Origin of the sequence: Emticicia sp. BO119 (genome assembly GCF_013912375.1) — a bacterium.
Classification (GTDB): domain Bacteria; phylum Bacteroidota; class Bacteroidia; order Cytophagales; family Spirosomataceae; genus Emticicia.
This window is the reverse complement of sequence record NZ_JACETV010000006.1, coordinates 78,512-101,925: the sequence shown is the minus strand read 5'-3', so window position 1 is coordinate 101,925 and position 23,414 is coordinate 78,512. Positions and strand designations below refer to the sequence as shown.

Here is a 23,414-nt window from a genome sequence, read left to right as displayed (position 1 = left end):
TAAAATGATTACAATTATTTTTGAATGAGCAATGCAAATCTTATTTGTTCGGGATAATTGCTGAAAATGTAGTTTGCAATAAAAACCGATACCAACCGTTTTGTAAAGAGTAATATTGATAGCCGAAAGATCCGATTTAAAATGACCAAAGTTCTGATAATTTCTGTAGAGCGTTCCATATAGAGTTTAGGTATATTATTAAATTTTAATTCAGTTTATTGACGATTTGTACCTAAGGTTTCTTATTTTGTGTTTATTTTTAAAAGTTCAGCCGTGAATTAAACAAATTTTCTTGAATTGAACACATTTTGGTATGTTTTTATCTTACTTTAAATGAAAGTTATTCCTAATTAATCAGTGAAATATTTCCTACCCATTATATTTGTTTTGCTATTTTTCAATAATAGCCAGGGGCAACTTATGTATCGTACGAGATACAAGTCAGCAATCATGGTTGAGAGTTTTGCAACGAGTCCTATTCTATCTATCAATTATGAATATTTACCTGTTAGGTGGAGAACAAGCTTTATGAGCCTCAGGGGAGGTGTTGGCTTCCTTCCGGGTGGTGGTGCAGGTAATTTTGATATAGACAATGGAGCAGGAGCCTCGTTTCCTGTAACAGCTACCTACAATTTTCTTTTTAATAATCTGCGTAAACGTATTTTTAACAGAGTGTATGTGAAATGCAAGTCTGCACCGTCAAAAATTGCTTCTGAATTTTTTGGTGAAACAGGCCTTGGTTATACTTTTGGAGCTTATCCGAATGGGGAAGTCAGGCATTATAGCTACTTTATTCTGGGTGTAAGGCAACAAGTGATTTTTGATATTCCACCTCATCCAAGAGTAATCTTTCTTAAAGCGAATGTTACACCTGCTTACGCTGCGGGTAAATTTGAATTGCGTGGCGGTATAGGCTTAGGTATTTCTATTAAATAAAAGAGAGGATTAATATATATTAATCCTCGTGTTGTTTTACACACCTTCCGTTTCTTCTGCAGTTTTGGTGTTATCTTCTGCGTGTCGGTCAATCAATTTGTTAATTGGGTCAATGCCTGCTTTTTTAGGCTGTTCTTTTACTATGATCGTAAATGTATTATTCTTTTTTCTGACCTGATGTTTTTTCAGATATAAGAGTTTATCATTGCCATTTTTATCTGTACCATATATACCTACATCAATCCAGTCGTTAATGGGAATCGGAACTTCGTTTCCTGTGCTATCGGCTCTGAATTTTTCGTTTGTGGTGGTTATTTTAACTTCAAAGGTTTTATTCTTTAAAGGTGTATATTGTACTTTCTCAACTTTATTCTCAAATAAGGTAATGGTTTCAAACATATCAGTAATGATATTTTTGAGTGAATCTGGCGTTTGTGCTTTAAAATATTTCAACAAGTCGTTGCTGGTTGGGTACCGTTTGTTTTTTGAGTCTGGTCCTGGGTATTGCCAGTCTGCCAGAAAATTCCTTAAAGCGAGATTAACCTTTTCTTCGCCGATATAGTCTTGTAAAGCAAACATAATAACCGAACCTTTACGGTAGTGAATATACCCTTGTGATTCAACCATATTCAATGGTTGTTCTTTTTTGAGCTCGGTAGCACGGCCCTGAAGATACCTGTTTAACTCATATTTCAGGAATTTCTGCATCAGCTCCGGTGCAACAGCATGTTTCATTACCATTAAGGCAGAATACTGCGCTTGTGTTTCTGAGAGCATAGCATTGCCTTTTACATTCGCTTCTGCTACCTGATGCCCCCACCATTGATGGCCTAACTCATGGGCTGTTACGTAGAAAGGCATATCTATATCTTTTTTGGGGTCGGATACTTTCTGGATAAAACCTATTCCCTCTGAAAACGGGACTGTATTGGCAAAGGATTGTGCAAAATCTGAATATCGGGGAAACTCCATGATTCGCATCTGGCGATACTGATAGGGACTGAAATTCTTAGAAAAATACTCAAAGGAGGCTTTCATAGAAGCCATCATTTTATCTAAATTATATTCATGGCCTTTATTATAGTATATTTCTAAATTAACGTCTTTCCACTTGTCTTTTTTAACTTCATATTTAGCCGAAACTATTGAATAAAAATTACACATAGGCACATCCATTTTATAGTGGAAATATTTGCGGTCTTTTTCATTCCATGTTTTTTGCAGATAGCCGGGGGCAATGGCAGTCTGGTCTTTATCGGTGCCAATTATCATTTCAAAACGGATATAGTCTGCATCATCGCCAAATAAACTCTGCGATAAACCAACCGGATTATTCTGTTCCATCATGCGTTCTTTCTCAGGTAGTTTTTTCTTACGACGGGTATCATCATTATTAATTTCGTAGTTTTCATTATAACCAATGGTAGGAAAATAAAGATTATTAAAGAAAGTACCATTGTAGACTACATCTGTATTGCCTCCACCTGCTACAAATCCTCTTGTTTCAAATCGGGTTTTGAACGACATCTTAACCGAATCGCCAGGCAATAAAGGTTTGTTGAGTGTGTAAATTGTATAGCCGTATTTGCTGTAGGTTTTATTTTCTTTAGCACCAGTATCAAATTTGAGATAATCAAGTTTCATACGATGTTCCATATCATTCTGAATATGCACATCAGCCATAGGTTTATCTGTCTTGTTTTTTAGCCAGAAATAGCCTTCGGCTGTAAAATCACGATTTTGCGGATAAATCTCAACCTTTAAATTAACATCAATGATTTTTGGTTGCGGAAAATGATCGAATTTCTTGAGTGCTTTTTCGTATGCTACCTGTTTGTCTTCCCCTTCTTCACGGGTTTCATACACGTTAATGCGATTTGTATTATAAAATACGTAACATCCTGTTGCTACAAACGTAATAAAAGAGAAAATGCCGATTGTAAGAACCGGACGTGTAAGGCGGAGCTTTCCTACTTTTAACCGCATTTTCATAACGGACTCTGAGCCTCGAACTGAGAAAACTACAGCAAGGATAAACAGAAAACCTACAAAAGCAAACCAATAGAGTTTAAGCCATGAGAATCTTGTAATGAAATGCCCATATTTATTCATGTCTGAATAATCACGAAGACTACCGCTACCAAAAGAGAATAGCGGGTGCTGAATACCAGACGCTCCTAAGAAAAAGGTTACCAGAAAGAACACAAACATCATGGCAAAGCCTACAAATTTATTATTACCTATTACCTGTACAAAGAAAGATAATAAGGTGTATAGAACAAGGAAGGTAAGTGTATTGGTGAAAAGAGCCTTGAAATATAAGGAGATTTCAAAATTGAAATAACCGTGACTTGCCTGAATAATAATGCCAGATAGTATAAGGATAAGTAATAAACCTATATAAATAATTAGCAAACCGAGGAACTTTGCAAGAAGATTGACCCAATCGGGGACAGGTGTTGCATCTATTATGAGGTGCATATGGGTTACACGCTCTTTCCAGATAATTTCGCCTGAATAAAATACAACAATAATGAGAAAATACAGGTCGAAGTTATTCAGCAAGCCAATTACATTGGCGGTAATAGGGTAGGAGCTTGTCCCATACATTTCATCAAAATAAAACGAACTGATAGTTAAGTCGGCCAGCCCCACAAAGATAATTGCCAGGAAAGGAATTTCTCTTATAATCATTTTTGTATAGAAGATAGCTTCTTTCCAAAGTTGTTTCAGATTGGTGGTGAATCCGCTGAATTGATGGACAAATGGAATATGAACTGTTTCAGGAAGAATGGCTGTATTGTCTTCCTTGAGTGCTTTTTTCTTAAATAAACTATTGCGTACTACATTATAGCTAAACGAAAAATAAGTGATAATAAGAATAAGCAAGGCTACGCTACACCAAATGACCCGATTCCATAGCATAAGACCTTCTAACGGCACTAATAAGGTGTTTTTTTGTGCAGGTGTCCAATATTCAGTATAAATCTGAAAAGTGCGATAGCAGAATGGGTCAAGCAAAGCAGCTACAGTTTTGTTTTCAATATCACTTAAAATAGTGTTGGTGATCTGATACAAAACAAATAAGATTATTCCCTGCGTATAAATTACAATAGTTGAACGACTCAATGCTCCGGCCGAAAAGAAAATTACCCCCTGTATGAATATGTTAGTAATGCCCCAGAAAATGAATGGTTGCAAATAGGACCAGGTATTAAAGGGAAGCATCTTTTTCCCTTCCCATGAAGGATCCCAAGGTAAATATTCACCAATAGCAAAGCCTAACATAAGGGCAAGCCAGATGGCCGAGTAAATCATAACCATCACGATAAATGAACCCAGAAAACGGCCAATCAGGTAATCGAATTTAGATACTGTGGTACTAAACATCAGCGACTCCATTTTATGCTCGAAATCTCTCAATACTGCCACACCCATAATAGCCGAGCAGATGAAAGTCATAAAAAAGGTCATGATGATGATAATAGTTGTTAAAAAGAATGGTGAGTTCTCTTTAATCTGGCCTCCGGCTACTCCTTCAAAGCTCACATATTTAGAAGTAGCGGCAGTAAAACAAAGGATAAATAAGATTCCGAAGTAAATATAGGTTGCAGGTCGGTTTTTTCTGTATGAAAACTCAAACCTTAGTATTTCTCTTAGCATAGTAGTAGAAAGGATAAGGTTTAAGCAAATATTTTTGAAAAGTACACATCTTCTAAATCGCCTTCAACAGCCTCAAAAGTGCCATCAGGATTACTCTCGGCTAATACATGAATAACCGGGTTTCCGGCGATCAGTTTTTCAGAAATTACTTTGAAACTCTTTTTATAGTCACTTAATTCGGCTTTACTGATACGTTTCTCCCATATTTTTTCTGATATGGCTGCCAGGGCTTCGTCTGGACTTCCCTTAAAAAGTACTTCGCCTTTATTAAAAATGGCCATATCAGAGCAGAGTTCTTTTACATCGTCTACAATGTGGGTTGAAAGAATTACAACTGTATTTTCGCCTAATTCTGATAATAGATTCAGGAAACGGTTGCGTTCGGCAGGGTCGAGTCCGGCTGTTGGTTCATCTACAATAATCAGCTTAGGATTAGCTAATAGTGCCTGGGCAATACCAAAGCGTTGTTTCATGCCGCCTGAGTAACCACCCAAGTTCTTTTTGCGGGCTCCCCAAAGGTTAGTTTTGTGCAATAATGCTTCTACTACCGACTTGCGTTCGGCAGCATTGGTAATGCCTTTTAATACGGCCAGATGATTCAATAAAGTAATAGCATCGACTTTAGGATATACACCGAATTCCTGTGGTAAGTATCCTAAAGTTTTACGCACCTCTTCTTTCTGAGTCAGAACATTGATACTCCCCAGGCTAATTGAACCACTATCAGGCTCCTGCAAGGTAGCGATGGTTCGCATGAGTGAAGATTTTCCGGCACCATTAGGGCCTAATAATCCGAACATTCCCTGATTGATGGTAAGATTGACATCCTTCAAGGCGTGCACGCCATTGGAATATGTTTTGTTTAGATTTGAAATAGTGAGTTGCATACTGGAGCTAAGTGTTTAGATAGAGGATATTATAAACCTTAATAATACGCATAAATTGATAAATTCGGTAAATAATTATGATAAAAGGGTATTAGCAGGGTGAACTTGTCTGGCGTTTTAAATGTAAACATACTCTAACTATCCCTGTCCTCATTCAAAAAGGTTCCCACCATATTGGTAACCTTTTCTGAACTGGTAACCTTTTCCGATTCTGCTTGCAACTCTTTCTTTTATCTTCCGCCATTTTAATGGTTGTTGTGCGGACGGATAGTTGTGAATTGTAACGCAAGCCCGGGTGTCTCTGACCAGATGTTTCCGACTGGAAGTCCTGCCTGTGTGTCCCCAACTGAGTGTTCCCTAAATTTCAGGTTTTAGATATTGCTTTCAAAGTGTTCAGATAGATTTTTGGTGAAATCGAACTGTTTAGGGGAGAGATTGAAAAAATCGTCTCTGTAAAATATCTTGCTTTAAAATAGAATTACATCAATCTATTTCATGACTGGCCATTTTTAAAATGTAATCGATTTGCTACTCAGGAGTTTACTTATTAACTACCTCTTTAGCAAATTTCAGGTATTGTTCCCAGTCGTAGGCATTCATATCATGCTTACCTGTGCGATAGTGATAGCGGATATAGCTTCCGGCAGGTTGATTAAGTGCCGGGTGAGTGTCAGTACCTAAGCCTTTTTTACCATATAGTGCAAATACAGGCTCAGCATTTTTTAAAGAAAGGAATTGGCCGTTAGGGTCAGCCCACTGGTCGCCTTCGGCACTTGTTACGTAGACCGGCCTGGGAGCAATAAGCCCAAATAACTGATGCTGGTCGAATGGTAATGAAGCTATATTATTACTGTAAGTTTTGTATTTGCCTGAAAACCAATGTGGGAATTTATCATTAATAATTTCATGTGTTTCACCATACCAGCGTCTTTTCAAAGCCGCGCCACCTTCGCCTGATTCATTAGAGATAAATGCGGCAAATCTTTGGTCTTGTGCCGCTGCCCAGAAAGCTGCTTTGCCTAATCTTGAATGACCGATAACGATGGCTTTTTTGCTGTTTAGATCGGCATCGGTTTCTAAATAATCCAGCATCCGGCTCAATTGCCATGCCCATGCACCCATCGCACTCCATTTTTGGTCGTCGGTCATACCAATAGCACTTCTTAACCCTGATTTCCAGCCTTCTGGGTGGTCGGGTTCTATATCGCCATAATAGGCCGTAGCCATTGCAAAGCCTTTGTCAATAATCATTTCAGCAGGCCAGCTTTCTACTATCGCTTTTCCTCTTGAGGCTTCCAATGCACGATTATTATTTACTCTTTCAGGATTTTTCTGAAAATCAACCATCCAGTTTTGGGTAAGTAATACATAGGGGTCAATGCCAATCGAATGATTTCCTTCAAAATTCAAACCAACGAAAACGGGTGGTCTGGTTACATTTTTTGGGATATAAAGCAGGATATTGATTCCGCTTAATTGAGGATATTCATCAAAAGTAATTAATACCTGTTTGCGGATGGCTTTTCCATTTAAAGCATCATTTTTGGTTTCGAGTATCTTATAATGGTGTTTGGCAGAAATATTTGGAGTTACACCATAGACATTCTCTGCAAATAACTGAAGCAATGCCGGACGATTGGCCTCCCATTGTTTGATGGTAGTAATTTTTTTACCATCAACTCCTGTTAAAATATCAGGCAGGGTGTAGGGAGGTATTTTAGCCTCATCGTAATTAACGTTCTGAGCAAACATACTTTGTGAGATAAGGGATAGAATAATGATGAGTTTTTTCATAGGGATATAAAAAATAAGGCATATTTCAAGTGGAAATATGCCTTTAAGTACTAATTTTTCAAATCTTCTACTTCTTCAATAGTTTTAGGGATTGGTTTTCCTAATGTGTGTTGTCCATTGGCAGTTATCAGGCAATTATCTTCAATTCGCACTCCTCCGAAATCTTTATAAGACTCTAATTTGTCATAATTGATAAAATCAGCGAATTTTTTTTCAGATTTCCATTTGTCAATTAATTCAGGTATAAAATAGAGCCCTGGTTCAACTGTAATTACATATCCTTCTTCTAATTCTTTGGCCATTCTGAGCGATTTTAAACCTAATTGCGTACTTCTTTCTAATCCTTCGCGATAACCAACGTAGTTTTCTCCTAAATCTTCCATATCATGTACATCTAAACCAATGGCATGTCCAAGGCCGTGAGGCATAAATAGCCCTTGCAAACCCTCGTTCAGCATTTCTTCGATATCCCCTTTTATGAAGCCTAAATCGGTTAAACCTTCTAATAATATTCTATTGGCAATTAGATGCACTTCTTTGTACTGAATGTTAGGTTTGAGGGCATCTATAGCGGCAAGTTGCATTTTAAGTACTAAGTTGTAAATCTCTTTTTGCCTTTCGGTAAACTTCTTACTGACCGGAATAGTACGGGTAATATCACCAGCATAGAACATACTGTTTTCTGCACCTGAATCATTCAAAGCTAATTTTCCTTCTACCATGATATTGCCATGATAGTGATTATGCAAAGTTTGTCCGTTTATGCTAAATATGATAGGGTAAGCTAATTCGCCACCAAATTCAAGGGCTTTCCCATGAATGATTGCGGCTATTTCATACTCTTTTCGTCCTGCTTTGGTTTCCCGCATGGCAGCGATGTGCATTTCACGACATATATTGACTGCCTCTTCCATTTGCACAATTTCCTCAGCAGATTTATAGGCGCGTTGTGCGATAATGGATTTAATGAGGTCAACAGAAGCTCTTTCTTTGAGTTTATTAACAGGTATATTCAGCCATTCACATAATTTGAATTTGTTTTCGTAGCGGTATGGTGGGGTGAAATGTACTTTTTTTGATTTAGTTAATTTATCAGCTAATTTTGAATAGGGTTCGGTACGATAAACTCCCACTTTACGGGCCTGGTCGGCCAATGTAGGTTGTGGCCCTACCCAAATTATATCATCCATTGAGAACTCATCTCCAAATATAATCTCCTCGCCTGAATCTACATCTATTATGGCTGCCAGGTTGGAAAGGCTTATTCCGAAGTAGTATAAAAAGTTACTATCCTGACGGTAGCGGTAGGTATTATCATGGTAATTCATAGGGGCTTCTTCGTTGCCCATGATTAAAATCAATCCATTGCCAACGCTACGTTTCAGGGCGTTACGTCTTTCGATATAGGTTTGAGTAGAGAACATTTTTTATTGATTTTTAAAACACGAAATAAACGAAATTACAGGAATTATTATAAAATTTGAAGCCAATATTTTGGGGTTTTCAGGTTTTAGTTCTCCTATTTTAGTGCTTTCTGCTTCTTTGTGTTTTCGGATCGGGTAAAATTTTACCCGATTTGCTTAGTTGTTTAATATTGTAAATTATTGCTAATCAGTTAGTTATGTATTTTTTGAGTTTGGTTTGATTTTTGTGTTATTTTTTTCAAAATATTTTGAAAATTCAAAAATGTTATTTTACTTTGAGCCAATTACGCTTACGTGCATATCTATAAAATTTAAAAAAAATGTCTACTATGGAGTTAAAAGAAGCAAAAGATAAGTTTATCCATACGTGGGGTACGCTTGCCACCCAGTGGGGTATTAACCGCACGATGGCACAGATACACTCGCTACTTTTGCTTTCAGCTAAGTCTATGAATGCAGACGAAATTATGTCTGAATTACAAATTTCACGAGGGAATGTAAATATGAACTTACGGGATTTGATGGATTGGGGGCTAATTTATAAGCAGCTTCTTCCTGGTGAACGGAAGGAGTATTTCATAGCTGAAAAGGATGTCTGGAAAGTTGCCAAGCAGATTGCTAAAGAGCGACGACGCCGAGAAATCGGACCTTTGATTGATGCAATGGCAGATTTAAAAGAGGGAATAAAACCGGATACTGCTGAGAAAGAAGAGTTTCTAAAGATTGTGAATGATATTAGTACAGTAACGGTATTTGCGGATTCTACTCTTACCTCATTATTGAAAGCAGATGAAAACTGGCTGATAAGCAGTTTCGTCAAGGTGTTTAATAGATAATTTTAATGCTCTCCGGAGCCATGTTTTTTTGGAGTTTTGATGTTAAGCAGTAATCATCTCAGAGATAGATAATTACTGCTTTTTATGTTTTACTGATTATTCTACTGTTACTGATTTGGCAAGGTTGCGTGGCTGGTCAACATTTCGGCCTCTCAAGACCGCTATGTAGTATGAGATTAACTGCAATGGGATAGAAGTGATGAGCGGGAGCAACAGATCGTTGGTTCTTGGTACTTCTATTACGAAGTCAACCATTTTAGGAATAAGTGTATCACCTTCTGTTATAATGGCTATTACACGGCCCTTACGCGCTTTTACCTCCTGTATATTGGAAACAATCTTTTCGTATGAATTGTCTTTTGTAGCAATAAATACGACAGGCATATCCTCGTCGATCAAGGCAATAGGTCCGTGTTTCATCTCTGCTGCCGGATATCCTTCGGCATGGATATAAGAAATTTCTTTCAGTTTCAAGGCTCCTTCTAAGGCAACAGGGAAGTTTAGGCCACGACCTAAGAAAATAAAGTTAGAGGCAAAGGTAAATAGTTTGGAAATGTCTTTGATTTTCTCGGCACTTTTCAGAATTTTTTCTACTTTAGCAGGAATAGCATCCAGGCCAAAAAGGAGTTCACGGTATAAATCCTGGCTGATAGTACCTTTTTTATGGGCAGTTGCTATGGCAATCAGACTTAGTACAGTAACCTGTGCAGTAAATGCTTTAGTACTGGCTACTCCTATTTCAGGACCAGCATGCGTATAAACGCCGGCATGAGTAATGCGGGCAATAGAAGAGCCTACAACATTACAAACTCCCAGGATAATAGCTCCTTTTGATTTGGCTAATTCTAAGGCTGCCATTGTGTCGGCAGTCTCTCCTGACTGAGAAATGGCAATGACGATATCGCCTTCTTTGATAATCGGGTTTCTGTAACGGAACTCAGAAGCGTATTCAACTTCTACATTGACACGGGCTAATTCTTCCAAGAGGTATTCTCCAACCAAACCTGCGTGCCAGGATGTTCCACAGGCTACTATTACGATTCTATCTGTTTTAGCTATTTTATCAAGATAATCTCTCAAACCACCTAAGAGCAGACTGGCATTTTCGAGATTGATACGCCCTCTCATTGAATCTGCAATTGAACGGGGTTGCTCAAAGATTTCCTTAAGCATGAAGTGGTCGTACCCGCCTTTCTCAATCGCTTCCAGTTCGAGTTCAACTGTTTCTACATAAGGGGCAATATCTTCATTGGCTAAGTTTTTAATTATCAATTCGTTGTCTTTTACAATGGCAATTTCATAATCATCAAGGTACACTACTTCTTTAGTATATTCAATGATTGGGGTGGCGTCAGAAGCAAAGAAAAATTCATTTTCTCCGACTCCAATTACTAATGGACTACCTTTGCGGGCTGCTATCAGCTGTGCCGGATTTTCTTCATCAATGATAACAATTGCATAAGCACCTACAATTTCATGAAGAGCAATTCTTACTGCTTCTTCAAGATTGCAGTACATGTTAGTCTGTATATCTTCAATAAACTTAATGAGTACTTCAGTGTCTGTGGCACTATCGAAAGTATAGCCTTTATTGATTAAGCTCTGCTTGATTGACGCATAGTTTTCAATAATGCCATTATGAATAATTGCTAATTTTCTGCTGGTTGAGTAATGTGGGTGAGCATTAATATCGTTTGGCTCGCCATGAGTAGCCCAGCGCGTGTGGCCGATACCTACCTGTGCTAATAGTTCTTTGCCTTTCAATTCATTTTCTAAATCAGAGACTTTGCCTTTTTTCTTGTAGACTTTTAGTCCATGACCGTTTAACAGGGCAATACCTGCGCTGTCATAACCACGGTATTCTAATCTTTTGAGTCCTTTGATAATGAGAGGGGCAGCTTCGCGATGCCCTACGTAAGCGACGATTCCGCACATAGTTTTGAAATGTTTTAAGTAGAATGTTAGTTTTCTATGAATAAAGAAGTTTTTAATTAAAAAAGTCCAATTTTTGAACTCATAATTATTCAAATTTATGAAAAAAATACAACAAACAAACAAAAAAGAGGAGATTTAGGTCTCCTCTTTTGATGAAAAATGTATATAATATTATCTTACGATTGTATTATTTTATCTCTTACCGGAGTAATATACATTTAGTTTGATATTTTTGAAAACGGCTCTTGATAAATTGTTATTGTAAACGAGAATGGTAGTTGCACCAGTAGAGGTGGTACTCAGGATACTTGGAATAATGGCGAAACCATCGGTGGTTTTTCGTTTGTTCAGAATATCCTGAATATATGAAGTAAAGTTGAATTTATAATTATTGTTAGTGGAGTTGTAGTCGGCTACGTATTGTATGCCGGAGGCTACATCAAGCGCAACAAAGTCTTCAATTCCATTTGTTTTTTTCAATCGATTATCGGTGCCTATTTCAACTAATGCTACCTGAATAGGTGGGGTGAAATTACCGGTAATCTGATCTAAATCTGGTTCCAAAATTAATTCAGCTTTATTGATTGCCACATTGCTGCTACCGGTTTTCAGTAAGTTTTCCAGTGTCGGGAATGTCATTTTAGTAGTAATGCCGACCCCTGTCTGCATATAAGTTTTATTGCCGGTAGCTGATGAAGGGATTGAGGTTAACTGTTTAAGGTCCTGAAGAGTTGTTCCTTGTCTATTACCCTTGATCTGGCTGAAACGACCACCAAGAAATGACAACGGAAGTCCTTTTGCAACTGTGTCGCCTGGTGCATGGTAGAAAACTACCGGATAGCTGGTTCCGACGGTAAGGGAAATGCCATAAGCCGTTTCTGCATTTTGGTTAACTGTAAAAGCAAATCCTTTTACAGCGGCAGTGAATTTATCTATATCCCTTGACTCGTCTTTATTAGCAATAGCAAAAAGTTCCTGCCCAAGGGCGTCGGGCATTTTGAATTTAATCAAACTATCGGTTGTGCTTACGGTGGCGCGCTTAAAATCTTTATATGTAAGCACCTGGCTTGCCAAAGGTGTAGGATTATACGCTAATACTTCGTCGTTGAGATATTTTTTGTTCTTCACAAAGTTTTCTGTCAAACGATGGATATTCAATGTAACAGGTTTGGTAGAATCTCCGTAAGAGAAGCCATTATGCACTACATAGACATACATAGAGTCATATACGGCAGTAAGAGAATCTGTAGAAGAGACTGCAAAAGGATAGTAAGTTCCTGAAGAACCATCGTAGGGCAGGGTTATCTCTGTAAATATTGTGGCTGATACATCACCAAAAACAGGGTCTTTATAATGCCCTACAACTGCGCCTGTTTGTTCGGAAGTTACGATAGAATCAAGCATAACAGTTGCACGGGTTACAGTAAGGGTGTCTGTAAAGGTGGTGGAAAACTGACCGCCGTTTGAGGGAGCGTCAACGGCAATGTTAATAGGGTCTTCACACGAGAAAAAGAATGCGGAAAGTAGCATGATGGCTACATTCCGCATTTTATGTGTGAAATTCCGGCTATTTTTATGGAACGAGTTCTGTGTAAAGATTAAAGTACGTTTCTGTAACGTCGTCGTCTTCAATACCTGCTTCAATTTTGTTAGCTTTAATTTCATTCAATAATGTACTTAATTTTTCGTTCATGTCCTCGTTAGCTTTTACTACCGAGTCGGCATATTGGCAACCTATTTTAATGAATCCTTCAAAATCTGCAGAGCGTAAGTGTGACAGAGCTTCGTCTGAAACGTCCATCGCTTTTGCTTTTTCTAAAATATCCTCGTCGAACTTATGCTCAAAAGCGTTGTTATAAATAGTAAATACTGATTTTGTATCTTTGAAAACGGGGTCGTTTTTATAAGTTGTTTTGAGATACAGTGGAATTAGAGCCGTCATCCAATCAGTGCAATGTACGATGTCAGGAGCCCAACCAAGTTTCTTCACAGTTTCCAGAACTCCCTTACAGAAAAAGATTGTTCTCTCATCATTGTCGTCGTAGAAACTTCCCTCTTTATCTAAGAAAACGTATTTCCGGTTGAAATAGTCTTCATTATCTAAAAAATAAACTTGCAATTTTGCACTCGGAATTGATGCCACTTTGATGATCAAAGGTTTTTCATCTTCTCCGACTGAAATATTGATTCCTGAAAGTCTTACCACTTCGTGGAGGCGGTTTTTACGCTCATTAATTGAGCCAAAACGGGGAATCAGGATTCGGATTTCCATGCCTTTTTCTTGCATGGCTTGCGGAAGTTTACGAAGAAATTCTGCTACTTCTGAAACTTGTAGGAAGGGATTTATTTCACTTGCAACGTACAGAATACGAAGTTTACGCATATCGATAAAAATAATTTATTGGGAGTGTCTTCCAAAAAAGTATGCAAAGATACGAAAAAAACTAATAATTTGTACTAAAATCTTTAGAAAACAAATCATTAAGCCCAATAAATTTTCAAAAGGTTCCGATTGCTAAAGGTAAAATAGCTTTTTCTACAAGTTTTGAGTCTATTCAGAAAATCTCAAAACTACTTCAAATTTTTTAGTGGCTAAAATCTATTTGATAGACTTTTGGCCACATTTTTCCGGTAACATAAACTTTATTATTTGTTGAGTCGAAAGCAATACCATTCATTTCCAAAGATTTCGGATATTGTGTCAGGGCATCAGTTGCTAAAGCTCTGAGGTCTATTTTTGCCATTACATTTCCGGTTACCGGGTCAATCTTTATAATCTCGTTTGTCTGCCAGATATTTGCATAAATAAAGCCTTTGATATACTCTAATTCATTTATCTGTTCTTTTGCATAACCATTTTCTCTTACGGGGAGTGTTTTTATGACAGCTAATGTATTGGGGTCTAAATAAGTAAGGTTATAGGTGCCATCGCTCATTATTAAATATTTGCCATCTGAAGTAAGCCCCCAGCCTTCATTATTACTGAAAGTGAAATCCTTTAATTTTTTGAAACTTTTTAAATCATATACAAAGCCTGTTTTTGATTTCCAGGTTAACTGATATATTTTATCATTCAGAATGGTGATACCTTCGCCAAAATATTTTGACTTATCAATTGTGACCTTTGTATTTAATTTCCCTGTATTTAAATCAAGAATACCGATAGCCGATGATGTTTCTGATAATTCATCTGGAGAACCAGTACTTTCATATAGCTGATTGTTATGAACTAAAAAGCCCTCGGTAAAGGCGGTTGTATCATGCGGGAAAGTATTAACCAGTTTAAACGGAATTAAGGGAACGCTTGCAACTTCTTTTGTGGTGTCACTGGATTTTTCAGTGTTATTACAAGAAAAAAGGATAATAGCCAGTATATAGGTTCCGAATAGTCTCTTATTCATGATCGGGATTAAGGAATCTTTCCGCAAATCTAAAAAAACTATTTTAACCCTATACTATACTCTGGCTATTATCCCTTTGCTTTTTAACGATTATTAACAAAATGCTGTTTATACCAGTCAACCGATAGCTGCAAATCTTCTCTGGTAAGATGATGCCCTGTTGACAGATTATAATTAGCTACATCAAACCCTATATCTTTCAGAATACTCACATATTTTACTGTATCTGCCTGCTTTACGGTCGGGTCAACCATGCCATTACTCATAAACACAGGCGTATGATTTGTGTTTTTTACTTCGGTTTCAATATTCTTAAAAGGCTGCATGGGTCTGTAAAGAATAGCCCCTGCCAGAAAATCAGGATACAAAACCAATGTACTACCTGCAATATTAGCTCCATTTGAGTAGCCTAATGCAATGATCTTCGTGCTATCAAACCCCTCGGTTTCAGTTAATCCTTTGATGAAATCAACCATTTCGTGGGTACGAAAAGTTAAATCCTTTTCATCAAAGATGCCCATACCCGAACGCCTGAAGAAACGAGGCATGCCATTCTCTGATACATTCCCTCTCAGACTCAGAATATTGAGGTCTTCGCCAAATTCTTTGGCAATAGGGAGTAGGTCTCTTTCATCACCGCCGGTTCCATGCAGGAGCAAAAGGGTATTTGCTCCTGCATTTTTGGCTGGCTGATAAATATATTTTAATTCTTGAAAATCCATTTTACATTCCTCCTTTATAAATCAATCCAATTTTACTAAGTGTTCTTCTATCTGTTTTCTACGAGGCTCATACTGTGCAGGTAGTTTCAGATTTGTACCTAATTCTTCTAAAGGTTCATCGACAGTGAAGCCCGGATTGTCAGTAGCAATTTCAAATAAAACCCCACCTGGTTCTCTGAAGTAGAGTGAGTGGAAATAATTGCGGTCTATCTGTGGTGTAATATGAAAACCTAATTTTTCGATTTTATCATGAAACTCCATCTGTGTAGCATCATCTTTTACTCTGAATGCAATATGATGCACCGTACCACCAGCCCCTACACCTCTGGCCTCATTTGGCAATTCAACCAGATCAATAATATTGGCAGTAGCTACGGCATCTGTTGCATAGCGGTAACGATTAGCTTCTTGGCCTATCAGTCTATAACCAAACACTTCTGTTAACACCAATGCCGTAGGCTTAATGTCATTAAGTGTGAGAGTAGTATTATAAAAACCTCTGGTGGCAACCTCAGCTTTTACCTCTTCGGTTTCATAAGGCTTTCTGGTATCAGGTGTTTTAGGTACAATCAATTCCAGTTTCAAACCGTCAGGGTCGAGGAAAGTCAGATATTTTTCGCCGAACCTTTCAGATGGCTTGTTATAGATTACATTGTATTTTTTGAAACGCTCCACCCAGAAATCCAGACTTCCTTCGGGCACTGCATAACCAATTTCGGTGGCCATACCTGCGCCACGTTTACCTTGTCTTACGGCATTTCCCCATGGAAAGAATGTAAGAATAGTACCCGGATTACCTTCTTCATCACCAAAATAGAAGTGGTAAGTCTGTGGGTCATCAAAGTTTACGGTTCTTTTGATGAAACGTAAGCCTAATACTTTTGTATAAAAATTGAAATTGCGTTTGGCATCACCTGCGATGGCTGTAATGTGGTGAATACCTAAGATTTTATTTTCCATTGTCATAGTTATTTTAAGTGCAAAAATGCTTTGTTTCAAATCTAAACACCTTTGTTGTTGATTTGATGATACAAAGTTGCACCCTTGAAAATTCAAAAACATTGAACTATGACAAGAAATGAAGAATTTAAGAATATAAGTTGAGAAAAATTTCGAATTTATTATTTCTTCGCCAGTTTGGTTCTGACCTTACTCAAAAACTCAGGCGAAAAACCCAGATAAGAGGCGATATAGTGTTGTGCTACTCTTTGCGGAATAGTGGGGTAGCGCTCTATGAAATCAAGGTATTTTTCTACTGCCGTAGTAGCAATAGTCTGAAAGAGGCGCTCCTGCAAACGGGTAAGATTGCGTTGTACCATCAATCTGAACATTCGTTCAAATTTAGGAACTTGCCTCAAGAGTTTTTCTTTTGTTTCAGGTGATAGGAGGAAGAGCTCACAATCTTCTAATGTTTCAATAAACATCCGGCTTGGCTTTTGTTCATGAAAACTGGCAATATCACTTACCCACCAGTTTTCAATGGCAAACTGCAAAGTTACTTCCGCGCCTTTGTGGTCTATATAATAGGTACGGATACACCCTTTTCTAATAAATGCTTCAAACTTGCATATTTCACCCTCTTGCAATAGAAATGTTTTCTTCGCAACCGTTTTATGTTGAAGGATGGAGTTAAAGAACTTTACTTCCTCAACATCACAAAGCGTGTATCGGTTTATATAGGCATTAATCTCTTCAAACATGTATTTGAGATGCTATAGAAGATAGAAGTTTTATTCAATAATCTTATATAATTCTTTGGCTTTGGCACGAGAGAGTGCATTGAAATGCCACCACTCACTGTCTATACGCATATAACCTGCTTGCTGCATAGCATTGCGCAATACTAATCTGTTAGCAATCTGTTCTTTGGTTAGTTTTCCTTCTTTTAGCATCTGGTCTTCGTAAATAGGGTAGGCCAGATCACCGAAATAATCATATTTTGTACCCATATCCAAAGGCTTCTGAGTAGCTGTATCATAAACAGTCAAATCAACCGCTGAACCAAAATTATGAATTGAACCCTCTTCTGGATTAGCCACAAAATCAGCCCTTTTAACTGGTGGAACTGTATCAAGTAATGCCCAGAATTTCCGTTGAATAGCCAACGGGCGGGAGCTATCATAAACCAGCAATCGATAATCAGGGTATTTGCTTTGCAAGATTTTGCTGGCTTTGGCAAGCATTTCAGCAGGCTTCTGCTGCATATAAGCACGTGTCAAATCTCCATATACATCTGTATGAACAAAATTATCAGTTGTTGAATATTTCAATTCCACCATGATAGTTGAGTCAATAGTCTGTAAATTCACCAGACCCTGGTCTATCATTCTTTGTTCTAATTCAGGAATTTTATAATCGTCTATCTTTACTACAGTATCCTTTATTATCTGGCTTGAATCGACCTTAATGCTGTCTGCGGTTTCGGTTTTGTTTTGAGTAGTACAACTTGCAATGAAAAGTACAATAGTAAAGATTCCTAAAATTAGCTTTAGTTTTGCCATAGAAATAGTTTGTTATGTGTAAATTGGCGTTTTAAACAGAAAACCTATTATATAAATAAGGTTTGTTAATATCTTACTGGCAAATCTAACCCTAAAATCTCAAATTTATGGCATTAAACTACATTTGGGTAGCATTTTTTCTTATTGCATTTGTTATTGCGCTAATCAAACTCATTTTTACAGGCGACACCGAGATATTTAAACTGATAGTGGACGGGATGTTTAAATCTGCTGAATCTGCTGTAATGGATATAGCCTTGCCATTAGCCGGGGTAATGACTTTTTTTCTGGGTATTCTGAAAGTAGGAGAGGAGGCAGGGGTTATCAGAAGATTGGCTAAAATCATTGCACCGTTTTTTAGTAAACTGTTTCCTGAAGTTCCAAAAGATCACCCAGCCAACGGGCAAATGATTATGAATTTTTCGGCCAATATGTTGGGTTTAGATAATGCCGCTACCCCATTTGGTTTGAAGGCTATGCAAAGTTTGCAGGAACTGAACCCCAATAAAGATACTGCCACCAATGCCCAGATAATGTTTATGGTACTGCACAGTGCAGGCCCCGTGCTGATACCTTTAAGTATAATGGCACAAAGAGCCATCTACAATGCCGCCGACCCATCGGATATTTTTATCCCCGCGCTCATATCTGTTTATGTAGCTACTCTTACCGGAATGTTGTTTGTTGGTATAAAGCAACGTATTAATTTCTTTGATAGAACCTTGTTATCCTGGTTATTAGGTGTTACAGCATTCATCGGGTTTGTAATCTGGTATTTTGCCCGATTGTCAAAAGAAGAAATTGAGACTACTTCTAAAGTTGTGAGTAATATGATTTTATTCATTTTCATTGTAGGTTTTGTTGGAGGGGCAATGTATAAGAAAGTAGATATATTTTCGGCTTTTATAGATGGAGCGAAGAGTGGATTTGAAACATCTGTAAAAGTTATGCCCTATCTGGTAGGTATGTTAGTGGCTATCAGCGTTTTTAGGAATTGCGGTGCTTTAACTTATATTGTAGATGGCATGAAATGGGTAATTGGGCTTACAGGTATCAATACCGATTTTACTGATGCTTTGCCAACAGCGTTGATGCACCCTTTGAGTGGTAGCGGCTCAAGAGCCATGATGATTGATGCCATGAAAACCTATGGTGCCGATTCTTTCGTTGGTCGTTTGTCATGTGTATTTCAGGCTTGTTCGGATACCATTCTTTATATACTGGCCTTGTATTTTGGTTCTGTCAGTATCAAGCATACTCGTTATACTTTGGTTGCAGGGTTATTGGCTGATCTGGCAGGAGTAGTTGCAGCGATTGTTGTTTCTTATATATTCTTCCATTAATGATATGAAGTCGCCAGCCATGATAAGGTTAACCCAATCCTATTGTCTGGTACGCAAACTCTTATGTGTTTTTGTCTTGAGCCTGGTTAGTTCTACAATTACGGCTCAGGATACAACTGGGGTTCTCAGAATAATCTATAATGGGAACTGGCAAAAACAGTATATGCCTTTGGGGCTGATGTATCTTCAGGATAAAAGCCATGCACTTACTTTAGAGAAAATATTAGAGTTTCCCAGGAACTTTGCCTTTAAAAAGGCTAATGGTAATGCCCCCACTTTCTGGGCCAAAGGCAATCCTTACTGGTTTAAATTCAGGCTGAAGAATGCTACCAATATTAATCAGACCTTTGTTGTGGAATTACCCACACCGCTTTATGATGAGGGACGATTTTATGCCGTTGAAGACAATAAAATATTAAATGTGCAGTACCTCTCATGGGATACTCCTCAATTAGACAGGCCTGTCAAACACAGAAATTTTATTTTCCCTATTGCACTAAAGGCGAACCAGGAGATTACCTGCTATCTCAAGCTCCGCAAAGAAGTAGGGTCTATCTGGGTACCAATAACAGTTTGGGAGCGGAATGCCTTTGATTATTACTATTATTCGGCTGACTATCATACATGGGGATTCGTGATTGGTATATTATTATTTGTTGTTTTCTTTTCCTTTCTTCTGCTATTTGCGTTTAAAGATATGCTCTATTTTTTTTATGGGGTTTATGTATTAATGGCGATAGGATTTATTTGCACTACACAAGGATATTTTATCCGGTTTTATGTTGATGGGTCGTTTGGAGTAACAGGAAACCGATTGCGGTATGTCTGCTCGCTTTTGTTTCTGATCTCAGGTCTACTATTTATAAGAAAATACCTTCGCTGGGACTTACTGAAAACTTCGTTTTTCAATTATATGACATGGATATTAATTGGGGTGCTGATTTTTATGCTTCTGTTTTTATATCTTGATCACCTTTCTTTAAAAGATACCCTCTTTCAGAACAATAGCTCACTTATTAGTGGTATTTTGAGTGTGGTGTTCTGGTTTCCGACACTATATGTGATTTTTGGGGCTATTTATTGTATTGTGATTCAGCACTTTGCCAAAGAAGCATTTTATTTTCTTTTAGCAAACCTTCCTATTGCCACTATTGTCTTTCATTCAGCATTGGGCAATTACGAAGTTATTAATGGTACACGCCTTGTAGAGATAGAATATTTTGCGGGTGCGTTTATTATAGAAATAGTAGTATTAATGGTATTATTAGCGTATCGGTTAAAGGCCATGCAAGATACAGCAGAAAGACTTTTCTTAGAAAAAACGCAGGCTCAACAACAACGAACTGAAGCGATACTTGAAGCTGAAGACAGAGAAAGAGTCAGAATAGCACGTGATTTACACGATGGAATCGGGCAAATGCTTGCGGCAGCCCGAATGGCCTTAGGAAATTTTTTAGCCAAGAAGAAAGATGAAAACGAGCATATACAAAACTCTTTGGATTTATTGGAAGAGAGCATCAAAGAAATAAGGGAAATATCTCATAATATGATGCCCGGAGCATTAACTAAATTAGGTTTATCGACAGCTCTAAAACAATTTGTTAACAAAATCAATGCTTTGGGTGTTTTACAAATAGAATTACAAATTATTGGTATTAAAGAAAGACTGAATGAAAAAACTGAGACAATGCTCTATCGGGTTGTGCAGGAAATTCTGAGTAATATTATACGGCATTCTGAAGCATCAAAGGTAAGTATTGAATTAGTAAAGCACGAGAGCGAACTGGTTTTGGTGGTGGAAGACAATGGGAAAGGGTTTGATACGAAAGATGCGAAGAACCATGGGATTGGAATTAAAAATGTAGCTACAAGAGTGGAATATTTGAACGGAAGTGTTAATTTTGATTCTGCAATCGGGAGAGGAACAAGTGTAATTGTTGAAATCCCCTTGATTAACGCTAAATGACTGCCGCCAAACTCAAAATCCTTATTGTTGACGATCATCAGATATTGATAGATGGTATTGAAGCCATGCTTCAGGACGTCGATAATTTTGAGGTAGTCGGTAAATTATTAGACGGCAAACTGGCCTTGTCATATTTAACGCATAATCCGGTTGATATTTTGTTGACAGATTTGTATATGCCTAAAATGACAGGTATAGAGCTTACACAAAAGGTTAAGAAGGATTTTCCGGATGTGAAAGTATTAGCGCTGTCGGTTTCTTATGATGTATCGATCGTGCATGATCTGATGGATGCCGGTATATCAGGGTTTATACTGAAAACAATAGGTAGAGGAGAATTAATTGAGGCGATTAATGAAGTTTCTAAAGGAAATGTTTATTTCAGCAGAGAAGTATCAAATGAGATTTTGAGAAGTCTTGCTAACCGAAACGATCTGGAGGAGGAAACCTATCGGCTGACAGACAGAGAGATTGAGATACTGAAACTGATAGCCCAGGAATTTTCTAATGCCGATATTGCCAAGCAATTGTATATTTCGGAAAGAACGGTAGAAACACACAGGAAAAATATCTATCGCAAAACCAATACAAAAACCATAGTTGGTTTAATTAAATACGCTGTAGAAAGAAAACTTATTTAACCTACTCCGTACTAGTACGGATAACATTTATAAAAAATACCCTGAAATGGGTATTGGCTGGAAACGTTGGCTTAGCGATATTTGCATTGTAAACACGCACTTGTTATAGCCATGAATATACACTTCTGAAGACTACCTTAACTTAACAAATAAATAATACTTGCGTTCCAACCTTTTTGAGGAAATTAGTGTCATTTTATGAAAAGTAAAGGAGTATGAAGAAGATTTTTTACGAATATTTTGATGAAATTGTTGTCGTGATGATTTTTATTGCTATTATTGCAGTAAATGCGTGTAAAGCGTAAGGCAATGTGCCATAAAATCACCGGCCCGTTCGCTGAAGCCAACGGCTCGATGATTTTAATAATCAACAGCAGTTTGACGAGAGCAAAAGCAAGAGTCATCTGATTCTTGCTTTTCTTATTTCATCAGGATTCGTATGGGTAGTGCTTCTTGTTTTAATTGCTTTTCCCGCTTATCCACCATAAACCATCTATTTTTTTACAGCCTGGTAGACTCTCACGTAGTCTACCTCCATTCGTTGAGGGAAAATGCTGTCATCAATTCCTTTTTGTCCTCCCCAGCCTCCACCAATGGCGATGTTTAATATCATGTGGAATTTCTTATCAAAAGGCCATTCTTCCCAACCATAATTACTTTGTTTAGGAAAAGTAAAATATTTGTTGCCGTCTATCTCAATACTGATTGCATCGGGTGTCCACTCACAGGCATAAATATGAAAGCTATCAGATACGCCTTGTACAACTACATTGTTTCCTTTATTGGTTTTAATTGTATGGTTAAATGCCTTCGTATGAATATTCCCATGCACACGATCCTGATCAAAGCCTACGTGTTCAATAATGTCAATCTCACCGTTATCAGGCCAGTAATTCGCTCCATACGATTTCTCTGTAGCCAACATCCACGCTGCAGGCCATGTACCTCTTCCTTTCGGAAGTTTGGCTTTAAATTCAAACCTACCATATAAAAAGTCTCCTTTGTTTTTTGTAACCAATCTTGCCGAAGTATAATCGTTGTTTTCCATTTTTTCTTTTCTGGCTTCAATAATCAACAGACCGTTTTCAACACGGGCATTTTTGGCATCATTGGTATAAAATTGTTTTTCCTGATTTCCCCAGCCGTGGCCACCAATATCATAGCCCCATTTGGTCGGGTCAGGTAAGCCTGTGTAGTTAAATTCATCGGCCCAAACAGGTTTTGATTCGTCAATTACATACTTTGGAGGGTTTAAGTTTATAGCGTCATTGTGAATTTTCTGACAAGAGATGTACAATGCCAGAACGGACAGGCAGAAACTGAATGCAAATAATTTTTTCATAAGGAAGAATAGATTAAAAAGGT

The 23,414-nt window shown here is 37.7% G+C and carries 18 protein-coding genes; 5 read left to right on the top strand and 13 right to left on the bottom strand.

From position 1 onward, the window contains the following. Positions 1 to 420: 420 nt before the first annotated feature. Positions 421 to 936, top strand: coding sequence for a hypothetical protein (locus H1R81_RS18960; RefSeq protein ID WP_181842328.1), 516 nt, complete (start codon positions 421 to 423; stop codon positions 934 to 936). Positions 937 to 972: 36 nt separating this feature from the next. On the opposite strand, the gene H1R81_RS18955 is transcribed toward H1R81_RS18960, so the two are convergent. The 4 genes from H1R81_RS18955 to H1R81_RS18940 form a co-directional block, all read right to left on the bottom strand. Beyond that, entirely contained in the window at positions 973 to 4,599 is a 3,627-nt protein-coding gene (locus tag H1R81_RS18955) for a M1 family aminopeptidase (protein WP_181842327.1), read from the bottom strand. A gap of 20 nt (positions 4,600 to 4,619) precedes the next feature. Next, the gene (locus H1R81_RS18950; protein WP_181842326.1) at positions 4,620 to 5,486 is read right to left on the bottom strand and encodes an ABC transporter ATP-binding protein; all 867 of its coding nucleotides are present in this window, start codon (positions 5,484 to 5,486) and stop codon (positions 4,620 to 4,622) included. Positions 5,487 to 6,026: 540 nt separating this feature from the next. After that, positions 6,027 to 7,280 (bottom strand): acetylxylan esterase, encoded by a 1,254-nt coding sequence (locus H1R81_RS18945; protein ID WP_181842325.1) that lies wholly within the window; start codon positions 7,278 to 7,280, stop codon positions 6,027 to 6,029. Positions 7,281 to 7,330: 50 nt separating this feature from the next. Then, positions 7,331 to 8,704, bottom strand: a complete 1,374-nt coding sequence (locus H1R81_RS18940; RefSeq protein ID WP_181842324.1) for an aminopeptidase P family protein — start codon at positions 8,702 to 8,704, stop codon at positions 7,331 to 7,333. A 320-nt stretch (positions 8,705 to 9,024) separates the two neighbouring features. Between H1R81_RS18940 and H1R81_RS18935 the strand changes: the two genes are divergently transcribed. After that, a complete protein-coding gene (locus H1R81_RS18935) occupies positions 9,025 to 9,540 on the top strand; it encodes a helix-turn-helix domain-containing protein (RefSeq protein ID WP_310588096.1) in 516 nt (171 codons plus the stop codon). 96 nt (positions 9,541 to 9,636) lie between these two features. Here H1R81_RS18935 and glmS read toward each other — a convergent pair whose 3' ends face one another. The 8 genes from glmS to H1R81_RS18895 all read right to left on the bottom strand — a co-directional run bounded on the left by glmS (position 9,637) and on the right by H1R81_RS18895 (position 18,099). Next, positions 9,637 to 11,475: a glutamine--fructose-6-phosphate transaminase (isomerizing) gene (gene glmS / locus H1R81_RS18930; protein WP_181842323.1), complete on the bottom strand. Its 1,839-nt coding sequence runs from the start codon at positions 11,473 to 11,475 to the stop codon at positions 9,637 to 9,639. Positions 11,476 to 11,667: 192 nt separating this feature from the next. Further along, positions 11,668 to 13,107 (bottom strand): DUF4270 family protein, encoded by a 1,440-nt coding sequence (locus tag H1R81_RS18925; protein ID WP_181842322.1) that lies wholly within the window; start codon positions 13,105 to 13,107, stop codon positions 11,668 to 11,670. Continuing rightward, positions 13,049 to 13,858 (bottom strand): glycogen/starch synthase, encoded by an 810-nt coding sequence (locus H1R81_RS18920; RefSeq protein WP_181842321.1) that lies wholly within the window; start codon positions 13,856 to 13,858, stop codon positions 13,049 to 13,051. The genes H1R81_RS18925 and H1R81_RS18920 overlap by 59 nt, the downstream gene beginning before the upstream one ends. A gap of 202 nt (positions 13,859 to 14,060) precedes the next feature. Beyond that, on the bottom strand, positions 14,061 to 14,876 hold the full coding sequence (locus tag H1R81_RS18915) for a glutaminyl-peptide cyclotransferase (protein ID WP_181842320.1): 816 nt from the start codon (positions 14,874 to 14,876) through the stop codon (positions 14,061 to 14,063). Positions 14,877 to 14,959: 83 nt separating this feature from the next. After that, positions 14,960 to 15,598 carry an alpha/beta hydrolase gene (locus tag H1R81_RS18910; protein WP_181842319.1) on the bottom strand — a complete coding sequence of 213 codons (639 nt, stop codon included), beginning with the start codon at positions 15,596 to 15,598 and terminating at the stop codon, positions 14,960 to 14,962. Positions 15,599 to 15,619: 21 nt separating this feature from the next. Then, on the bottom strand, positions 15,620 to 16,558 hold the full coding sequence (locus H1R81_RS18905) for a ring-cleaving dioxygenase (protein ID WP_181842318.1): 939 nt from the start codon (positions 16,556 to 16,558) through the stop codon (positions 15,620 to 15,622). 161 nt (positions 16,559 to 16,719) lie between these two features. Further along, complete coding sequence (locus H1R81_RS18900) at positions 16,720 to 17,298, bottom strand: Crp/Fnr family transcriptional regulator (protein WP_181842317.1); 579 nt, start codon at positions 17,296 to 17,298, stop codon at positions 16,720 to 16,722. Between the two features lie 30 nt (positions 17,299 to 17,328). Then, a complete protein-coding gene (locus H1R81_RS18895) occupies positions 17,329 to 18,099 on the bottom strand; it encodes a M15 family metallopeptidase (RefSeq protein WP_229251174.1) in 771 nt (256 codons plus the stop codon). A 107-nt stretch (positions 18,100 to 18,206) separates the two neighbouring features. On the opposite strand from H1R81_RS18895, the gene H1R81_RS18890 reads away from it, so the two are divergent. Genes H1R81_RS18890 through H1R81_RS18880 form a run of 3 tightly spaced genes read left to right on the top strand, consistent with a single transcriptional unit; the run spans position 18,207 to position 22,049 of the window. Then, on the top strand, positions 18,207 to 19,442 hold the full coding sequence (locus H1R81_RS18890) for a nucleoside recognition domain-containing protein (RefSeq protein ID WP_181842316.1): 1,236 nt from the start codon (positions 18,207 to 18,209) through the stop codon (positions 19,440 to 19,442). Between the two features lie 19 nt (positions 19,443 to 19,461). Further along, positions 19,462 to 21,408: a 7TM-DISM domain-containing protein gene (locus H1R81_RS18885; RefSeq protein ID WP_181842315.1), complete on the top strand. Its 1,947-nt coding sequence runs from the start codon at positions 19,462 to 19,464 to the stop codon at positions 21,406 to 21,408. Continuing rightward, positions 21,405 to 22,049, top strand: a complete 645-nt coding sequence (locus tag H1R81_RS18880; protein WP_181842314.1) for a response regulator transcription factor — start codon at positions 21,405 to 21,407, stop codon at positions 22,047 to 22,049. The genes H1R81_RS18885 and H1R81_RS18880 overlap by 4 nt, the downstream gene beginning before the upstream one ends. 493 nt (positions 22,050 to 22,542) lie before the next feature. Here the strand turns inward: H1R81_RS18880 and H1R81_RS18875 are convergent, their stop codons facing one another. Further along, a complete protein-coding gene (locus tag H1R81_RS18875; RefSeq protein ID WP_181842313.1) occupies positions 22,543 to 23,391 on the bottom strand; it encodes a family 16 glycosylhydrolase in 849 nt (282 codons plus the stop codon). Positions 23,392 to 23,414: the final 23 nt, after the last annotated feature.